The organism is Arthrobacter halodurans (genome assembly GCF_041877255.1).
Lineage (GTDB): Bacteria > Actinomycetota > Actinomycetes > Actinomycetales > Micrococcaceae > Arthrobacter_N > Arthrobacter_N halodurans.
In genome coordinates, this window is sequence record NZ_JBHDLJ010000009.1 from 21,279 (window position 1) to 38,314 (window position 17,036).

The 17,036-nt window shown below is 74.0% G+C and carries 12 protein-coding genes; 7 read left to right on the forward strand and 5 right to left on the reverse strand.

Annotation, left to right across the window (positions count from 1 at the left end):
* Window positions 1–29: 29 nt before the first annotated feature.
* On the forward strand, window positions 30–1,151 hold the full coding sequence (locus ACETWP_RS11580; protein ID WP_373972407.1) for a TIGR01906 family membrane protein: 1,122 nt from the start codon (window positions 30–32) through the stop codon (window positions 1,149–1,151).
* Here the strand turns inward: ACETWP_RS11580 and ACETWP_RS11585 are convergent.
* Complete coding sequence (locus tag ACETWP_RS11585) at window positions 1,148–3,052, reverse strand: AMP-dependent synthetase/ligase (protein WP_373972408.1); 1,905 nt, start codon at window positions 3,050–3,052, stop codon at window positions 1,148–1,150. The two genes, ACETWP_RS11580 and ACETWP_RS11585, sit on opposite strands and share 4 nt — an antisense overlap.
* 37 nt (window positions 3,053–3,089) lie before the next feature.
* Entirely contained in the window at window positions 3,090–4,706 is a 1,617-nt protein-coding gene (locus ACETWP_RS11590) for a dolichyl-phosphate-mannose--protein mannosyltransferase (RefSeq protein WP_373972409.1), read from the reverse strand.
* A gap of 77 nt (window positions 4,707–4,783) precedes the next feature.
* Here ACETWP_RS11590 and rsmI point away from each other — a divergent pair, with 77 nt between their 5' ends.
* Together rsmI and ACETWP_RS11600 are read left to right on the forward strand one after the other, a co-directional pair.
* Window positions 4,784–5,632 (forward strand): 16S rRNA (cytidine(1402)-2'-O)-methyltransferase, encoded by an 849-nt coding sequence (rsmI, locus tag ACETWP_RS11595; RefSeq protein ID WP_373972410.1) that lies wholly within the window; start codon window positions 4,784–4,786, stop codon window positions 5,630–5,632.
* 121 nt (window positions 5,633–5,753) lie between these two features.
* Window positions 5,754–7,235, forward strand: a complete 1,482-nt coding sequence (locus ACETWP_RS11600; RefSeq protein WP_373972411.1) for an NAD-dependent succinate-semialdehyde dehydrogenase — start codon at window positions 5,754–5,756, stop codon at window positions 7,233–7,235.
* Window positions 7,236–7,349: 114 nt separating this feature from the next.
* Here the strand turns inward: ACETWP_RS11600 and ACETWP_RS11605 are convergent, their stop codons facing one another.
* Genes ACETWP_RS11605 through ACETWP_RS11615 form a run of 3 tightly spaced genes read right to left on the reverse strand, consistent with a single transcriptional unit; the run spans window position 7,350 to window position 12,245 of the window.
* Window positions 7,350–9,830 carry a transglutaminase TgpA family protein gene (locus tag ACETWP_RS11605; protein WP_373972412.1) on the reverse strand — a complete coding sequence of 827 codons (2,481 nt, stop codon included), beginning with the start codon at window positions 9,828–9,830 and terminating at the stop codon, window positions 7,350–7,352.
* A complete protein-coding gene (locus tag ACETWP_RS11610) occupies window positions 9,827–11,251 on the reverse strand; it encodes a DUF58 domain-containing protein (protein WP_373972413.1) in 1,425 nt (474 codons plus the stop codon). The genes ACETWP_RS11605 and ACETWP_RS11610 overlap by 4 nt, the downstream gene beginning before the upstream one ends.
* A gap of 13 nt (window positions 11,252–11,264) precedes the next feature.
* Window positions 11,265–12,245 carry an AAA family ATPase gene (locus ACETWP_RS11615; protein ID WP_373972414.1) on the reverse strand — a complete coding sequence of 327 codons (981 nt, stop codon included), beginning with the start codon at window positions 12,243–12,245 and terminating at the stop codon, window positions 11,265–11,267.
* Window positions 12,246–12,387: 142 nt separating this feature from the next.
* On the opposite strand from ACETWP_RS11615, the gene ACETWP_RS11620 reads away from it, so the two are divergent.
* The 4 genes from ACETWP_RS11620 to ACETWP_RS11635 all read left to right on the forward strand — a co-directional run bounded on the left by ACETWP_RS11620 (window position 12,388) and on the right by ACETWP_RS11635 (window position 16,933).
* Window positions 12,388–13,383, forward strand: coding sequence for a TatD family hydrolase (locus tag ACETWP_RS11620; RefSeq protein WP_373972415.1), 996 nt, complete (start codon window positions 12,388–12,390; stop codon window positions 13,381–13,383).
* 304 nt (window positions 13,384–13,687) lie between these two features.
* The gene (locus ACETWP_RS11625) at window positions 13,688–14,959 is read left to right on the forward strand and encodes a transglycosylase family protein (RefSeq protein ID WP_373972416.1); all 1,272 of its coding nucleotides are present in this window, start codon (window positions 13,688–13,690) and stop codon (window positions 14,957–14,959) included.
* Window positions 14,960–15,173: 214 nt separating this feature from the next.
* Entirely contained in the window at window positions 15,174–16,016 is an 843-nt protein-coding gene (gene rsmA, locus ACETWP_RS11630) for a 16S rRNA (adenine(1518)-N(6)/adenine(1519)-N(6))-dimethyltransferase RsmA (protein ID WP_373972494.1), read from the forward strand.
* A complete protein-coding gene (locus ACETWP_RS11635; protein ID WP_373972417.1) occupies window positions 16,013–16,933 on the forward strand; it encodes a 4-(cytidine 5'-diphospho)-2-C-methyl-D-erythritol kinase in 921 nt (306 codons plus the stop codon). Before rsmA ends, ACETWP_RS11635 begins: the two co-directional genes overlap by 4 nt.
* Window positions 16,934–17,036: the final 103 nt, after the last annotated feature.

The following is a 17,036-nucleotide window of genomic DNA, read 5'->3' on the forward strand; positions in this document are numbered from 1 at the left end:
TGGGCGCCAACGAAAGGAAGCAACTCCGCATGACCGATCAGGACGCGCAGGACCACCCGGATCTCACGGAACGCCCGGCGGCGACCGTGCCCCCGGCGGGGACGGCCGGGACTCCCGCGGCCGCAGCGCCGGCGGACGGCAGCCCGGGCTCCCCTCCCGCCGAGCCCGTGTCCGGCAAGTCGGCAGTGGGGGACTCGGCGTCGGTGGGGGATTCCACGCCCGCCGAGCCCGGGCCTGGCGAGTCCGCAAGGGGGGATTCCACGCCCGGCGAGCCCGTGCCCGCTGAGCCCGTGGCCAACGAGCCCGCGGGCGCCGGCGCCCCCGGCCCGGCGGAACGCACGGCCGCCGTCGCCGCCGCCATGCGGCCGCCGACCGGCCCCAAGCCCGAGCTCGATCCGCAGGCCCAGCGCCGCCACGCGGCCCGTGAAGCGGCCCTGACCGCCAAGCCGGTCCTCGCCCGGGTCCTCCAGGCTGCGCTGGCGGTCGCGTATCCCTTCCTCCTGATCATCGGGGCCATCAAGCTCGTGGCCAGCCCGTGGTTCCTCTGGCTGGAGTACCACCGCCCGGGATTCCCGGCCGACGCCTTTGGGTTCACCGCCGCGGAACGCCTCACCTACGGCTCCTACGGGGTGGACTACCTGAACAATGCCGCCGGCGCGGACTACCTCGGGGGCCTGGTGGACGGGAGCGGCAACCCGCTGCTGCTCAACACGGAGGTCGCGCACATGGCCGACGTGAAGGCCGTCGTCGCGGCGACGTTCCTCGCCGGCCTGATCCTCCTGCTCGCGGCCCTCGCGGCCTGCACGTACCTGGCCCGCCGGTACGCCGGCGGCATCCGCCGGGCGCTCTTCTCCGGGACCGTGGCAGCGCTGGTCCTCATCGCCGGCCTCGGGATGCTGGCCGCCCTCAACTGGCAGGCGTTCTTCTCCGGGTTCCACCAGGTCTTCTTCGCCGAGGGAACATGGACGTTCCGCACCGACGACACGCTGATCCGCCTCTACCCGCCCCAGTTCTGGATCGACGCCGGCCTGGCCGTCGCTGTCCTGGTCCTCGTGGCGGCCGTCGTCACCCTCGTCGCCACCTGGCCCACGGCCCGGCGCCGCGAACGCTCGCGTCTGCGGCAGGAGGGACGGGACTTCGGGATCGCCTAGGTCCGGGGCGGACGCTCGGCGTACAGCGCGTCGATGTCCGCCGCGCAGGTGTCCACCACGGCCTGGCGCTTGAGCTTGAGCGACGGGGTCAGGTGCCCGCTCTCCTCGGTGAAGTCCCGGTCGAGGACGGCGAACCTGCGGATCGCCTCGGCCGCCGAGACCGTGGCGTTGGCGCCGTCCACCAGCGACTGGATCTCCGCCAGCACCGCGGGATGCCGGGCCGCCGCGGAGGTCGGCATCGCGGGCAGCCCGCGGCTCGCGAGCCACGGGGCCAGCTGCTCCGCGTCCAGGGTGAGGACCGCCGCGACGTAGGGGCGTCCCTCGCCCACGACGACGACCTGGGAGACCAGCCGCGACGCGCGCACGGACTCCTCCAGCGGCCCCGGGGCCACGTTCTTGCCTCCGGCCGTGACGAGCAGGTCCTTTTTGCGGCCGCTGATGGTCAGGAAGCCGTCCGGGTCCAGCATGCCGAGGTCCCCGGTGCGGAAGTACCCGTCCGCGTCGAAGGCCTCCGCGGTGGCCTCCGGGTGGTGGTGGTACCCCGCGAAGACGCCGACACCCTTGACGAGCACTTCGCCGTCGTCGGCGATGCGCACCGAGGTCCCCGGGACCGGCCTCCCCACGGAACCCACGCGGGTCGCGCCCGGCGTGTTCACGGTGGCCGGCGCCGTCGTCTCCGTCAGTCCGTAGCCCTCCAGCAGGCACAGGCCGGCCCCGCGGAAGAAGTGCGCGAGGTCGGGGGACAGGGCGCTGGCGCCGGAGATCGCGTGGTGGGCCTCTCCGCCCAGGGAGCGGTGGATCTTCGGGTACAGGGTCCCGCGGAACACGAGGTGCCGGGCGAGGGCCAGCGGGGGGAGCCGGGAACGGAGTCCGCGCGCCCGCGCGTCGCGGGTCCTGGACGCGAGGACGGCCGCCGCCTCCGCGCTGCGGAACAGCCCCTCCTTGCCGCGGGCCTCGGCGCCGGCGAGGGCGCCGGCACGCAGCTTCTCGAAGATCCGCGGCACGGCGAGCAGGAACGTCGGTCGGAACGAGGCGAGGTCGCCCATCAGGTCCGCGGCGCCGGTGGTGTGCGCCACCGTTGTCCCGGCGTGGATGCAGCAATGCTGCACGGCGCGGGCGAGCACGTGCGCGAGCGGCAGGAACATGAGCGTCCGGGACCCGGGCGCGACGACATCGGGCATGTGGGGGACCAGATTGGCGGCGACCAGCGCGAAGTTGGCGTGGGTCATCACGCACCCCTTGGGCCGGCCCGTGGTGCCGGACGTGTACACGATCGTCGCCGTGTCGGAGAGCCGCCGGGAGGTCCTGGCCGCCTCCACCGCGGCGTCGGCGACGGGCCCGGCGTGCCCGGCCTCGACGAGCGCCGCCAGGCCGGCTGCGGCGTGGCCCGCACGCGGCCCGCCGGGGCCGGCGTGGGGTCCGGTGCCCTCGAACGTCCAGACGGCCACCTCCTCGCCGATCGCCCGCGCCGCTGAGGCGACGACGCCGGCCCGTTCCGCGTCCTCGGCGAAGACGCGCCGGGCGCCGGAGTCGCGGAGGATCCACTCGACCTGGTGCGGGGAGCTCGTCTCGTAGACCGGGACCGAGACGCCGCCCGCGAACCAGACCGCCTGCTCGGCCAGGCCCCACTCGTACCGGGTGCGGGACATGATGGCGACCGGGTCGCCGGGGCGCAGCCCGTCGCCGATCAGCGCCTTCGCCAGGCCCCTGACGGCGGCGACGAAGACGGCCGTGGACACGTCGACCCACTCGCCCGCGCGCTTGACGGCGTGCACGGGCGCGCCGCCGCCGCGGGCCAGCCGGTCGACCAGCAGCTGGCTGGTGTTGTAGTCCTCGGGCAGGGCGACGAGCAGGTCGGTGCTGGCTTCGCGCACGGTGTCCTCCTGGGTGGGGTCGGTCAACGGGCCTCGGTCCACGGTACCCGCCGGCGGCCGGCGCCTAGCCCCAGCTGGGCATCCACAGGCGCAGCCGCCACTGTTCGTAGGGGATGGTCTCGGCGGTCCACACCGGCCAGAAGAAGGCGGAGACGGCCACGGCGACGGCCAGGTAGAGGCAGACGGCCACCAGTCCGCTGCGCCGCCGCTCGGCCGTGGCCCCGGGGCCGCCGGCCGCGAGCGCCAGCACGTAGGTCAGCGCGAGGATCAGGAAGGGCTGGAACGTGATGGTGTAGAAGAAGAACATGGTCCGGTCCGGGTAGGCGAACCAGGGCCCGAACCCGGCGAGGACGCCGGCCAGGATCGCCCCGGCCCGCCAATCGCGCCGGCCCGCCCAGGCCAGCAGCAGCACCAGCAGGCTGAGCGCGCCGGCCCACCAGATCAGCGGGTTGGGCAGGTCGGTGACGACGGCGCTGCAGCTCGCCGCGGCGCATCCGCCCTCGCCCTCGTCGGTCCCCACGTAGTAGAAGAGCACGGGGCGGCCCGCGAACAGCCACGTCCACGGGCCGGACTCCCAGGAGTGGTCCGAGCTGAGCCCCTGGTGGAAGGTGTACGCGCTGCGGTGGTACTCGGCCAGGGACCGCAGCGGTCCCGGGAGCCAGCCCCAGGCCCCCGCGGGGTTCTGCTCGGCCCAGTCCCGGCCGTAGCCGCCGCGCGTCGCGAGCCAGCCGGTCCACGTCGCCAGGTAGGCGAGGGCCGCCGTCGGAACGATGGTGAGGAACGCGGGGACGCCGTCGCGGAGCAGCCCGGCGGCCAACCAGCGCCGCACGCCGGCGCCGCGGCGCGCCTGGGCGTCCCACAGGACCGTCATGAGGCCGAAGACCGCGACGAACGCCAGCGAGGACCACTTGACGCCGAGCGCGCCGCCCAGCATGGCGCCCGCCGCGATGCGCCACGGGCGCCAGGCGATCCAGGGGCCGTAGAGCAGCGCCGAGGGCCGCGGGAGCCCGCCCGCCCCGTCCGCGGCGGCCGACAGGCGGCGCGCGAGCAGCCGCCGTCCGTGGTCGCGGTCCAGGAGCAGGGCGTAGAACGCGGCGACGACGAAGAACATCTGGAACACGTCCAACAGGGCCGTCCGCGAGAGCACCAGGTGGTGCCCTTCGACCGCGGCGAGCAGCCCGGCCACGCCGCCGAGCGCGGCGGAGGAGAACAGCCGCTGGGCGATCAGCGCGATCAGCAGCACGGACAGCGTGCCGAACGCGGCGGAGGAGAAGCGCCAGCCCAGGCCGTTGTCGCTGCCGAAGAGCAGCATCCCCAGCCCGATCAGCCACTTGCCCAGCGGGGGGTGGACCACGTACGCCGCGGCCTCGCGGGGCGCGGGGGAGCCGGCGACGAAGGCGTCGTTGGCGTCGTCGGGCCACTGCCGCTCGTATCCGGACTGCAGGAGCGTGTAGGCGTCCTTCACGTAGTACGTCTCGTCGAAGGTCAGCGCGTGGGGCTGCTCCAGGTTCCAGAACCGCAGGATCCCGGCCAACACCGTCACCGCCAGCGGAAGGATCCACCCCAGCGGGCCGTGGCGGAGCCCCGGCCCGAGGAGGCGTTCGCGCAGGGCCCGTGCGCCGAACGCCGACGCCGGCTCACGCACCCACACCTGGCGGGGGGTTCTGGTCGCGGCGCTCACGCGTGTCACTCTACCGGCGCCCCCGCCCGCGCGACGCGCGCCCGGGCGGGGGCGCGCCGCGGCGGTAGGCTGGGTCGGTGGATACCTCAGAGGCACCCGGCCGCATCGTCCTGGCGGCGACGCCCATCGGCAACCTCGGCGACGCCTCCCCGCGGCTCGTCGAGCTCATGGAGACGGCGGACCTCGTGGCCGCGGAGGACACGCGCCGGCTCCTGCATCTGGCCAATGCGCTGGGTGTGCGCGTCGGGGGACGGATGGTCAGCTACCACGAGCACAACGAGGTCGCGCGGATCGACGAGCTGCTGGAGCACGTCCGCGCCGGCAAGACCCTGCTGGTGGTCAGCGACGCCGGCATGCCGGCCGTGTCCGACCCCGGGTTCCGGCTGGTGGAGGCCGCCGTGGCCGCGGGCCTGACGGTGACCGCCGTCCCCGGGCCGTCGGCCGTGCTGACGGCGCTCGCGCTCTCCGGGCTGCCGACGGACCGCTTCACTTTCGAGGGTTTCCTGCCGCGCAAGGCGGGCGACCGCGCCTCCCGCCTCGCCGAGCTCGGCGAGGAGCGCCGGACCATGGTCTTCTTCGAGGCCCCGCACCGGCTGGAGCCGATGCTGCGCGCGCTCGCCGACGCCTTCGGCGCGGACCGTCCCGCCGCCGTCGCGCGCGAGCTGACCAAGCTGCACGAGGAGGTGCGGCGGGGTCCGCTGCGCGAGCTGCTGCTCTGGGCGGAGGGGGAAGTGCGCGGCGAGATCGCCGTCGTGGTGGGCGGAGCGCCCGCCGGGGAGGCGCCGCGCGCCGAGAACCACGTCGCGTCCGTCCAGGCCCTGGTCGACGGGGGGATGCGGCTGAAGGACGCCGTCGGCGCCGTCGCCGAGCGGGAACGCGTGTCCAAGCGCGAGCTCTACGCGGCCGTGCTCGCGGCCCGCGCCTGAGCCCGGGCATCTGCACAACGTCATCAATGCCGCGTGGTGCACCCCCTCATTTACAGTGTCAGAGAAGCGTCGATACCGTGGCACGGACACCCCAGCCACCCCTAGACCGGGAGAAACCGCGATGACCATCACCCCCGAGCGCGAAGCAGAGCTGCTCGCCTCCGTCCCCACCGGCCTGCTCATCAACGGCGCCTGGCGCGACGCGTCCGACGGCGGCACCTTCGATGTGCACGATCCCGCGACGGGCCAGGTCCTGGCCACGCTGGCGTCGGCGACGAGCGAGGACGCGCTCGCGGCGCTGGACGCCGCGGACGCGGCCCAGGCCGGATGGGCGCGCACCGCGCCGCGGGAGCGCGCCGAGATCCTGCGCCGCGCCTTCGACCTGGTCACCGAGCGTGCCGAGGACTTCGCGCTGCTCATGACCCTGGAGATGGGCAAGCCGCTCGCCGAGTCCCGCGGGGAGGTCACGTACGGCGCCGAGTTCCTGCGCTGGTTCTCCGAGGAGGCCGTGCGCGACTACGGTCGCTATCTCACCACGCCCGAGGGCAAGAACAAGATCCTGGTGCACCGCAAGCCGCTGGGCCCCTGCCTGCTGATCACGCCGTGGAACTTCCCGCTCGCGATGGCCACGCGCAAGGTGGCGCCGGCGGTGGCCGCGGGCTGCACCATGGTGCTCAAGCCCGCGAAGCTGACCCCGCTGACCTCCCAGCTCTTCGCCGCGACGATGATGGAGGCCGGCCTGCCGGCCGGCGTGCTGAACGTCGTCTCCTCCCAGAGCGCCTCCGGCATCTCGGGTCCGCTCATGAAGGACTCCCGCCTCCGCAAGGTCTCCTTCACCGGATCGACCCCCGTGGGGCGCCGGCTGCTGGCCGACGCGTCCCACAACGTCCTGCGTACGTCGATGGAGCTCGGCGGGAACGCGCCGTTCATCGTCTTCGAGGACGCCGATCTCGACAAGGCCGTCGAGGGGGCCATGGCCGCGAAGATGCGCAACATGGGCGAGGCCTGCACGGCCGCCAACCGCTTCCTGGTCCAGGCCTCCGTGGCCGAGGAGTTCACCCGGAAGTTCGCCGACGCCATGTCCGCGCTGACGCTGGGCCGGGGCACCGAGGCTTCCAGCAAGGTGGGTCCGCTGATCGATGGCGGGGCGCGCGACGATGTGCACGCCCTCGTGAGCGAGGCCGTGGCCGCGGGCGCCACCGTGGCCACCGGCGGGGCGCCGCAGCAGGGGGCCGGCTACTTCTACCAGCCGACGGTCCTGTCCAACGTCCCGAACGACGCGGCCATCCTGGGGAGCGAGATCTTCGGCCCGGTCGCGCCGGTCACGACCTTCGAGACCGAGGAGCAGGCCATCGCCCTGGCCAACGCCAGCGAGTACGGGCTGGCGTCCTACCTGTTCACCCGCGACCACAACCGGATGTTCCGCGTCGCCGAGCAGATCGAGTTCGGCATGGTCGGCTTCAACGCCGGCGTCATCTCCAACGCGGCCGCACCGTTCGGCGGGGTCAAGCAGTCCGGCCTGGGCCGCGAAGGCGGCGCCGAGGGCATCGCGGAATACACGACGACGCAGTACATCGGCATCGCCGACCCGTACGCCGTCTAGGACGCGCGCAGCGCGCCGGGGACGGAACGCGGCCCGTCCCCGGCCCGTGCCCCGGCCCGCACTTCCCCGGGCACGCCGGGGGAGTCGCCCGCGTCCGCCGCCGGACCCCGTGCGTCAGCGCGCGAAGAGGGAGGCCGGCAGCGCCCGGGCGCGCAGTTGCGCCGCGGGCGAGGAGACCGCCGAGAGCTCCCTTTCGACGTCGCGCAGCGCCGATTCGAGCGCCCGGCCGGCCCCCGAACCCCCGGATTCAGAACTTCCTGCCCCTGGACTCCCCGCCCGCGACCTTCCGTCCGCGGGAGTTCCGGTGCCGGAGGACCCGGTGTCGGCCGGCTCCGGCGCCCCGGCGCGGGAATAGCGCGCGCGCTCGTACGACCCGCGGAGCAGTTCCAGCGAGGCCGCGGCGCCGGGCACCTGGTGGTTCATCCGGCGTTCGTAGTCCAGGGCCGTCTCCGCCGGAAGCATCCGGAGTCCGTAGTCGAGGCCGAGCGCCACGAGTTCGTCCCAGGCCGCCGCGGTGCCGCCGCGCCACGCGACGACGCCGGCCGCGGGGTGGTCCATGGCGCGCACCGCGCGCAGACGCCGCGCGCGCACGAGTCGGCGGACCGCGTGGGGAACGAAGAGGACCGCCAGCGCGGCCAGGACGAGGCCGAGCATCCGGAGCGCCTCGCCCCCGCCGCCGCCGTCGGGGCCGCCGGGCCCCTGGGCCCCTGGGGCCTCCTCGGCGGGCTCCGGCGAGGCAGGGTCCGTCGTGGGCGCCGCGGTTCCGGGCAGGAGCGGATCCTCCGTCGCGTCGGGGACCCCGGCCCCGACGTCCGGGGCGTAGTCCGGCGTCGTGCCCCGCCCCGGTGTGGGCTCGAACGGGACCCAGCCGATGCCGGTGAAGTACAGCTCGGGCCAGGCGTGGGCGCTGCGCGGGCTCAGCGAGTAGCCCTGCAGCTCGCGTCCGCCGGGTCCTTGCGTGACCTCCCCGTTGGTGCGCCCCGGGGCGTAGCCGACCGCGATGCGGCTCGGGATGTCCAGCGAACGGGCCATCAGCGCCATCGCCGAGGCGTAGTGGATGCAGTAGCCGCTTTTCTGCTCGAGGAACGCCTCGACGACGGCCAGGCCGTTGCCGTCGTAGCCCTGCTCCAGCGGCGTGTCCTCGGAGTAGGTGAAGTCCGTGCCGCGGAGGTGGTTTTGCAGGGCGAGGGCGACGCCGTAGCTGGTGCCGGCGTCGGCCTCCCGCACGATCGCGTTGGCCGTGTCGCGGATGATGTCCGGGAGCTCCTCCGGGACGGAGCGGTAGACGTCCGGCACCGTGTCGCCGGACAGCCCCGGGCCGGGGGAGCTCCCGGCCTCGTCGCTGGCGACGAGCAGTTCGGGCGTGAGCTCCGGAACGGAGGAGGACACCCGGAAGTCCTGGTCCGTGCTCGAGGAGCCGGAGCCCCCGAGCACGGTCGCCGTCTCCGGGTACCAGCCCCACTCGCCCTGGAGCCCGCTCACGGACCGGGCGCCGGCGGGCAGGGGGAGCCACGGGCTCTGGTAGTTTCCGGTGGAGATCCGCGTGTTGACGTCGATGGTCGTCGAGACGATCGAACCGAAGGGTTCGCCGTCCAGGTCCCCGGTCACGGGTTGGCGGTCCACCTCGTCGTCGCTGGGGCTCCAGCGTTCGGCGTCGAGGTCGCCGATGACCGCCGTGCGGAGATAGAGCGGCTCCTCGGAGTCGGTGTAGTACCTGACGCTGGTCAGACCCAGCGGGCTGCGCAGGTTGTTGCCGAGGTTCAGCACCGGGTTGATCCCGCTGGGCTGTCCCCAGAGGTAGAGCCGGCGTCCCTCCGGGAGGAGCCCGGTGGTGAAACCCGGGAGGGCGAGTGGCACGACGAGCATCGCGGCCACGGACATCCCCGCGATCAGGGCCGCCTGCCGACCCAGACCGCTGCGCAGGGCCGCGCGCGGCGCCTGCGACGCGTCGACCAGCCGCGCCGCGCCGAGGATCGCCAGGTAGCCCAGGCAGGTGGCCGCGACGTGCGCCATTCCGGCGCCGTCGGGCTTGATGAGCGAAGACGCGCCGAGGATGACGGCGAGGGGGACCGCGCTGAAGGCCGGGAAGCGCAGGCCGAACGCCACGAGATCCACCACCACCGCCACCAGGCCCACCGACAGGCACGTGAGGAACACCAGGGGCCCCTCCGCCAGCACCGGCGGCGACTGCGTGAGCACGGCCTCGTTGGCGGCGGGGAACATGTCCAGGGCGCGCTCTACGGTCGAGGCGTTCGGGATGAACCCCAGAAGGGCGGTGTCGGAGAAGAACTGCAGGGTGAGGGCCAACGCGAGGCCCAGGAGGGCGGCGAGCGTGGGCCACGGGCTGGCGGCCCTGAAAACCCGGACGGAGGCGGCGGAGGCGGCCACCGCGGCCACGGTCACGGTTGAATGCTCCAGCCACCGCCATCCGTCGAAGACGCCGGACAGGCTGCCCGCGGCGAAGAGCACCGCGGCGGCGACGGCGGCGGCGCCCAGCCAGACGGCCGCGGTCCTGCCTCCGCGCTGGCGCTCCGGTCCGGGTCCGGGCCGCCGCGGCTCCGCGGAGGGGCGCAGGCTGTCCAGGAGCGCGGTCACCGCGTGGCCGTCCGTCCGGTGACCCGTTCCGCGGCCCCGAGGCTATGCCACGCCTCGGCCAGCGGCACGTCGGGATCCACCGCCACGGGGTGCCACCCGGCCTGGCGGAGGGCCCGGGCGGCGGCGGCCGACGCCGCGGGGCGGCTTGTGACGAGGAACGCGGCGGCGTTCCGCCCGGGTCCGACCGCCTCCGCCCAGGCGGAGGCCTCCTCCGCCGAGAGGTGCCCCGTGAGCAGGACCAGCGGGTTCCTGGCGTTGCGCACGCGCGCCGCCAGCCGTCCCGGGCCGTCCGCGCCGCGCGGCTCACCGTCCGCGCCGCGCCGGAACCTGCCCGTTTCCGGCGGTCCGGCGGACAGGGAGACGGCGGCCAGGACCAGTTGCAGGTCCTCCGCCGCGCCGGGGTCGCGGAAAACATCCCGCGCGGGGTCGGGTGCGGAGGACGAGGCCGCCGCCAGCGGCTCGCCGTTCTGGTCCAGCACGTCGACGGCGTAGCCGAGGCCCGCCAGATGGGCGCCGATGCCGGCCGCGGCCGCGACGACCCAGTCGAAGCACGGCGTGGTGACGCCCGGCGCCCCCGTGAAGTTGCCGACCTCCGTGGGCTCGTCGAGACCGAGGTAGCTGCCGTTGAACGGCTCGCGCCGCCGGTCGACCAGGAGGGTGGCGCGCGGTGTCGACTGATACTCCTCCTGACGCACCATCAACGAGCCGTGCCGCGCCGTCGCGGGCCAGTGGACGCGCCGCAGGGAGTCGCCGTCGCGGTACTCGCGGGTCATGACGTCGTCGCTGTCGGGAGTGGAATGGCGGTTCGCGCGGGCCTCGCCGTGCGTCCCGCGGTCGCCGAGGACCCCGTTGGGTTCCAGCCGGGCGACGGGAGGCACGACGGTCAGCGGCGCGGCACGGTCCACGGAACCCGGACGCGTCGCCAGCCCGAAGGGGTCGGTGAACCGCGCGGTAAGCGGGCCGACCGCGTACACGCCGCGGTGGGAGGGCTTGAGCCGGTACTGGTAGGCGCCCGTCCCCGAGGGGTATCCGAACTCGGGGCTCGCGCCGAAGCGCTCCGGCAGCGTCTCGGTCAGCCGCACCGCTCCGGGCAGCCGCCCCGCGTGGGTGACCTCGAGCAGGACCCGGGCGGCCTCGCCGGCGACGACGGGGTCGGGCGAGAACCCGCGCCGCACGTGCAGGCGGCTCTTGCCTATGCGGACGACGGCGGCCGCCGCCAGGGGCGCCGCCAGAAGGAAGACGGAGACGTTCACCAGCTCCCGCCGGCCGAGCAGCCATGCGACGACGAGCGTGGCGGCGCCGGCGACGAAGAGGGCCCACCCCCGCGGCGTCAGGAACGCCAGGCGCAGCCGTTGCTGGAGGGTCGTCCGTGCGCCGTCGCGCGCCGGCGGGCCCGACCACTGTCCGTCCGCCCCCGACACGCCGCGCCGCCGATCAGCCGCGGGCGCCGGCGCGGACGGGGACGCGGGCCAGGAGCGCGTCGACGACGTCGGTCTCCGTGGTCCCGGCCACCTCCGCCCGCCGGTGGAGCAGCAACCGGTGGGCCAGCACCGAGGAACAGACCGCGGCGACGTCGTCGGGGAGCACGAAGTCGCGGGCGTTCAGCGCCGCCTCGGCCTTCGCGGCGCGCAGCAGCTGCAGCAGCGAACGCGGGCTCGCCCCCAGCCGGACGTCCGGATGCTCGCGCGTGGCCTGGCCCAGGGCGACGACGTACTCCTTCACGGGGTCCGACGCGTACACGGCCTTGACGGTGTTGACGAGCGCGAGCAGTTGCGCGGCCGTGACCACGGGCCGCACCTCGTCCAGGGGCGAGCGCGACTGGTGGGACTCCAGCATGGCCAGCTCCGCCGCCGTGTCCGGGTAGCCCATCGACACGCGCGCCATGAAACGGTCCCGCTGGGCCTCCGGCAGGGGAAAGGTCCCCTCCAGCTCGATGGGGTTCTGCGTCGCGATCACCATGAAGGGGTCGTCGAGGGCGTACGTCCCGCCGTCGACGGTCACCTGGTGCTCTTCCATGCACTCGAGCAGCGCCGACTGGGTCTTCGCGGACGCGCGGTTGATCTCGTCGCCGATGACGATGTTCGCGAACACCGGGCCGGGACGGAACTCGAACTGGTGGGTGTCCTGGTTGTAGATCGACACGCCGGTGACGTCGGACGGCAGCAGGTCCGGGGTGAACTGGATCCGGCTGACGGAGCAGTCCACGGTCCGTGCGAGGGTCTTGGCCAGCATGGTCTTGCCCACCCCCGGCACGTCTTCCAGGAGCAGGTGGCCCTGCGCCAGCAGCACGGTGAGGGCGGTGCGGGCGACCGCCGCCTTCCCGTCGATGACGGTGCCGATGGCGCCGAGGATCCGGCCGCAGCTGCGCCCGAAGTCGTTCGCGGAGAGTGTCTCCGTCTGCGTGGGTGATTCCACGGTCACTCCCGTTGGTGAGGGCTGTCCAAGCTCGTCTGACCAGCCTACTCAGGATTCGTGTGCCGTGGGACACATGGGCCGCCGCCCGTCCCGCCGGTAGCCTTGGGGCGTTGGTCCGAACCCCGCGCTGGAGGCACACCCGATGAACGACGCAGCACCCCGTCCCGGGCACCGTCCGGCGCCGGCCGCCGTCCCCGGCCGGACGCCGGCCGCCTACGTGCCGGCGCCCGCCGATGAGGGCGGCGACGCGCGGTCTCCGGCGTCCGGGGCCCGGCGGAGCGCCGAGGACGGCGGGCGGAAGCGCAACCTCGAGTACCCCCCGGCGCCGGAGCCGCTGGCCGTCCCCGTCCCGGACAACCACACGCACCTCGACTTCCGCGACGGACCGGTGGGGGTCGACGTCGCGGCCGCGCTGGACGCCGCCGAAGGCGTCGGCGTGTCCGGCGTCGTGCAGGTCGGGTGCGACGTCGCCTCGTCCCGCTTCGCCGTCGCCGCCGCCGAGGCGGATCCGCGGGTGCTCGCGGCGGTCGCGATCCACCCCAACGACGCGCCCCTGCTCGCCGCGCGCGGCGAACTCGAGGCGGCCCTGGCGGAGATCGAACGGTTGGCGGCACATCCCCGCGTGCGGGCGGTCGGCGAGACGGGCCTGGACTACTTCCGCACCGGTCCGGACGGCGTTGGCGCCCAGCGGGACTCGTTCCGCCGGCACATCGACATCGCCGTGCGCCACGGCAAGGCCCTGCAGATCCACGACCGCGACGCGCACGACGACATCGTCGCGATCCTGCGGTCGGAGGAGCTGCCCTCGAAGGTGGTGTTCCACTGTTTCTCGGGCGACGCGCGGCTGGCGCGGATCTGCAACGAGAACGGCTGGTTCATGTCCTTCTCCGGGACCGTCACCTTCAAGAACTCGGGGGACCTGCGCGAGGCGCTCGCCGCGGCGGATCCCGGGCTGGTCCTCGTCGAGACGGACGCGCCGTTCCTCACCCCGCACCCCTACCGCGGGCGTCCGAACGCGAGCTACCTCATCCCGTACACCGTGCGTTCCATGGCCGCGTCGCTGGGGCGCGACGTGGACGCGCTCTGCGCCGACATCGCGGCGAACACGGCGGCCGTCTACGGCCGGTTCGACGCCTGATCCGCCGCGCGCCGGCGGCCCCCGGCGGGGGTGGCCGGCAGCGGGTGTGACCATCCTCGCTTGTCACATTATTACGAATCGATTACGGTAGGGAGAAGTAGCCGGGATCGGGGAAGGTCTCCGGGTATCAAGTCGAGGTCGGAAAGCGCTTGGACGTTCCGTTCGTACGCCCAAACGCTCAGCCTGAAGCATCGACCTGTGCCATGCATCGTTGCCAGCACGGGAGGATCCCGCGTGTGACTCGCCGGGGTCGTCCTCCTTTGCCTATTCCCCGTGCCCGGAACACCCTGACGTTGGGAATCCCGTGCAGCACGCCCTCAAAAACCGCTGGGTCAAGATCTCAGCACAAGCCCTGGTCCTGACGGCCCTCGTCCTGGGCCTCGTGTCCTTTGTCGCGGCCAACAAGACCGTCGCCCTCGTCGTGGACGGCGAGTCGCGCGACGTCTCGACCTTCGGCAAGACCGTCGCCGACGTCCTCGCCGCCTCCGACATCCAGCTCGCAGCGCGCGACGAGGTCACTCCGGCGCTCGACGCCGCGGTCGACGACGGCACCGTGGTGGAGGTCAACCGCTCCAAGGCGGTCAGCGTTTCCATCGACGGCGTCGACCGCGTGGTCCACACCACCGGCATGACCGTCGCGGACATCCTCGCCCAGCTCCGCGTCGAGGGCGCGTCCGAGGTCTCTCTGGGATCCCAGATGGAGCTGGCCTCGCTCAGCACCCCGATCGAGATCACCACGCCGAAGGCCGTCGCACTGACCGTCGACGGCAAGACCCGCAAGCTGACCACGACCGTCGACACCGTCGAGGACCTGCTCGCCGAGGCCCGCGTCAAGCTGGGCGCGTCCGACGAGCTCTCCGCGAAGCCGGCCGCCAAGGTCGCCGACGGCCTCAAGCTCAAGGTCGTCCGGGTGGAGACCAAGAAGAAGACCAAGACGCAGGCCGTCGCGCACGGCACCACCACCGTCGAGGACGCCGGCCTGTACCGGGGCAAGTCCCAGCTCGTCCGGGCCGGCAAGGACGGCGTGCGCACGCTGACCTACAAGGTCGTCGTCAAGGACGGCAAGACGTTCTCCACGCAGCGGACCTCCTCGAAGGTCACCACCGCGCCCGTCGCCGAGAAGATCGCCGTGGGCACGAAGGAGAGGCCGAAGCCGAAGCCGAAGCCCCAGCCGGTGGCTGAGCCCCAGGCCGCCCCGCAGCAGGCGGCGGCGCAGCCGAAGGCGGCCCCCCAGGCCGCCCCGAAGGCCGCACCCCAGCCCGCGCCCAAGCCCGCCCCGAAGGCGAGCCCCTCCAGCTCCGGCGGCACCACCGCCTCGGCCGCGTCCGTCTCCGGGGCCTGGGCCGCGCTGGCGCAGTGCGAGTCCGGCGGCAATTGGGCCATCAACACCGGCAACGGCTACTACGGCGGACTCCAGTTCAGCCTGAGCAGCTGGCAGGGCGTCGGCGGCACGCAGTACGCCGCCTTCCCGCACCAGGCCACGCCGGCGCAGCAGATCGCCGCGGCGGAGAAGCTGCGCGCCAACGGCGGATGGGGCCACTGGCCCGCCTGCTCCTCCAAGCTGGGTCTGCGCTAGCCCGCGCAACGCACCAGGAACCCAGGGGGAGCCCCCGGCCCACGGCCGGGGGCTCCTTTGTGCCCGTCCACTCCTTCGCGTCCGCGCGCCTCCGCCCCTCCGCCCCTCCGCGTCCCCGGGCGACCCCGCCGCCGGCGACTCAACTAGGATTGAGCCCGTGACTGACGACTCCGCGAACAGCCCGGCGCCCGCGACGCGCCCCGCCCAGCCCCCGATGCTCGGCGCCACCGACATCAGACGGCTCGCCGCGGAACTCGACGTGCGGCCGACGAAGACCCTGGGCCAGAACTTCGTGATCGACGGGAACACGATCCGGCGCATCGTCGCCGCCGCGGGCGTCGGTCCCGGGGAGACCGTGCTGGAGGTCGGGCCGGGACTCGGATCCCTCACCCTCGGCCTCCTCGACGCCGCGGACCGCGTGGTCGCGATCGAGATCGACCCCAAGCTGGCGGGGAGGCTCGCGCAGACCGTCCGCGAGTTCCGTCCCGAGCGCGCGGACTCGCTCGACGTCGTCCTCGCGGACGCGCTGAAGGTGACGGAGCTGCCGCACGCGCCGGCGGCTCTGGTCGCGAACCTGCCCTACAACGTGGCGGTGCCCGTGGTCCTGCACCTGTTCGAGCACTTCCCGAGCCTCGAGCACGGGCTGGTGATGGTCCAGGAGGAGGTCGCCGACCGCCTCTGCGCCGGCCCGGGCAGCAAGACCTACGGCATCCCGAGCGTCAAGGCGGCCTGGTACGCGGACATGCGGAAGGCCGGCGTGATCGGCATGAACGTCTTCTGGCCCGCGCCGAAGATCCATTCCGGGCTGGTCTCCTTCCGGCGCCAGGAGCCGCCCCGCACGACCGCCACGCGGGAGCAGGTCTTCGCCGTCGTCGACGCGGCCTTCGCCCAGCGCCGCAAGACGCTGCGGGCGGCGCTGGCCGGCTGGGCGGGCGGCGCCGCCCGCGCCGAGGCGGCCTTGGTCGCCGCCGGCGTGGACCCGCAGGCGCGCGGCGAGCGCCTGGACGTCGCGCAGTTCGCCCGCATCGCCGAGGCCGGGGAGGCGGCGCGCGCATGACGCGCACCATCACCGCCCGGGCCCCGGGCAAGATCAACGTCTCCTTCCGCGTCGGCCCGCCGCGTCCCGACGGCTACCACGCCGTCGCGAGCCTCTACCTCGCCGTGTCGCTCTTCGAGGACGTCGCGGCGACGGCCCGGGCGGACGCGGCGATCACGGTGTCGCTGCACCCGGGCTCGAGCGCGGTCGCCGATCCCGAGGACTTCCCCCTCGGCGAGGACAACCTCGTCATCCGGGCCGCGCGCCTGCTCGCCCGGCACACCGGCCACGTGGCCGGCGTCGACCTCGAGATCACCAAGCGGGTGCCGATCGCCGGCGGGATGGGCGGAGGATCCGCCGACGCCGCGGCCGCGCTCGTGGCCTGCAACGCGCTGTGGGGCACCGGACTCAACCGGGAGGAACTGTCGCGGCTCGGGTCGCGGCTGGGCGCCGACGTCCCGTTCGCGCTCTCCGGCGGCGCCGCCGTCGGACTCGGCGTGGGCGACGAGCTGTCGCCGCTGCTCCTGCGGACGCGGACCGACTGGGTCCTGGTTCCGGCCAGCTACGGGCTGTCCACCCCGGCGGTCTACTCGCGGCTCGACACGCTCCGCGACGGGCTCGACGTGCCGACGCCGACCGAGGTGGAGCCCGCCGTCGTGCAGGCGCTCGTCGCGGGGGACCACGGCGCGCTCGCGGGACTGCTGGCCAACGACCTGACGCCGGCCGCCATGGAACTGGCCCCCGAGCTGGCAGCCGTGCTGCGCATGGGGGAGCAGGCCGGCGCGCTGTCCGCGTTGGTCTCCGGCTCGGGTCCCACGGTCGCGCTGCTCGCCTCCGGACCGGAACACGCCCGGGAAATCGCCAACCAGCTGCTGGACGAGGCGGGCCTCGCGGCGCACACCGTCCACGGACCGGTCCACGGGGCCTCCATCATCTAGCCACGGCCGGCCGCCCGGGCGGCCGCGCACGCCGCCACGAACCACGCCCGAACGATCCCGGCCACCCACGACCGGCGGGCACCACAGGTAAGGAAGTACCGTT

Bases quoted from the DNA above. Each gene is read 5' to 3' on its own strand.
- ACETWP_RS11580 (WP_373972407.1), top strand. From the start codon at position 30: ATGACCGATCAGGACGCGCAGGACCACCCGGATCTCACGGAACGCCCG.
- ACETWP_RS11600 (WP_373972411.1), top strand. From the start codon at position 5,754: ATGACCATCACCCCCGAGCGCGAAGCAGAGCTGCTCGCCTCCGTCCCC.
- ACETWP_RS11620 (WP_373972415.1), top strand. From the start codon at position 12,388: ATGAACGACGCAGCACCCCGTCCCGGGCACCGTCCGGCGCCGGCCGCC.
- rsmA (WP_373972494.1), top strand. From the start codon at position 15,174: ATGCTCGGCGCCACCGACATCAGACGGCTCGCCGCGGAACTCGACGTG.
- ACETWP_RS11635 (WP_373972417.1), top strand. From the start codon at position 16,013: ATGACGCGCACCATCACCGCCCGGGCCCCGGGCAAGATCAACGTCTCC.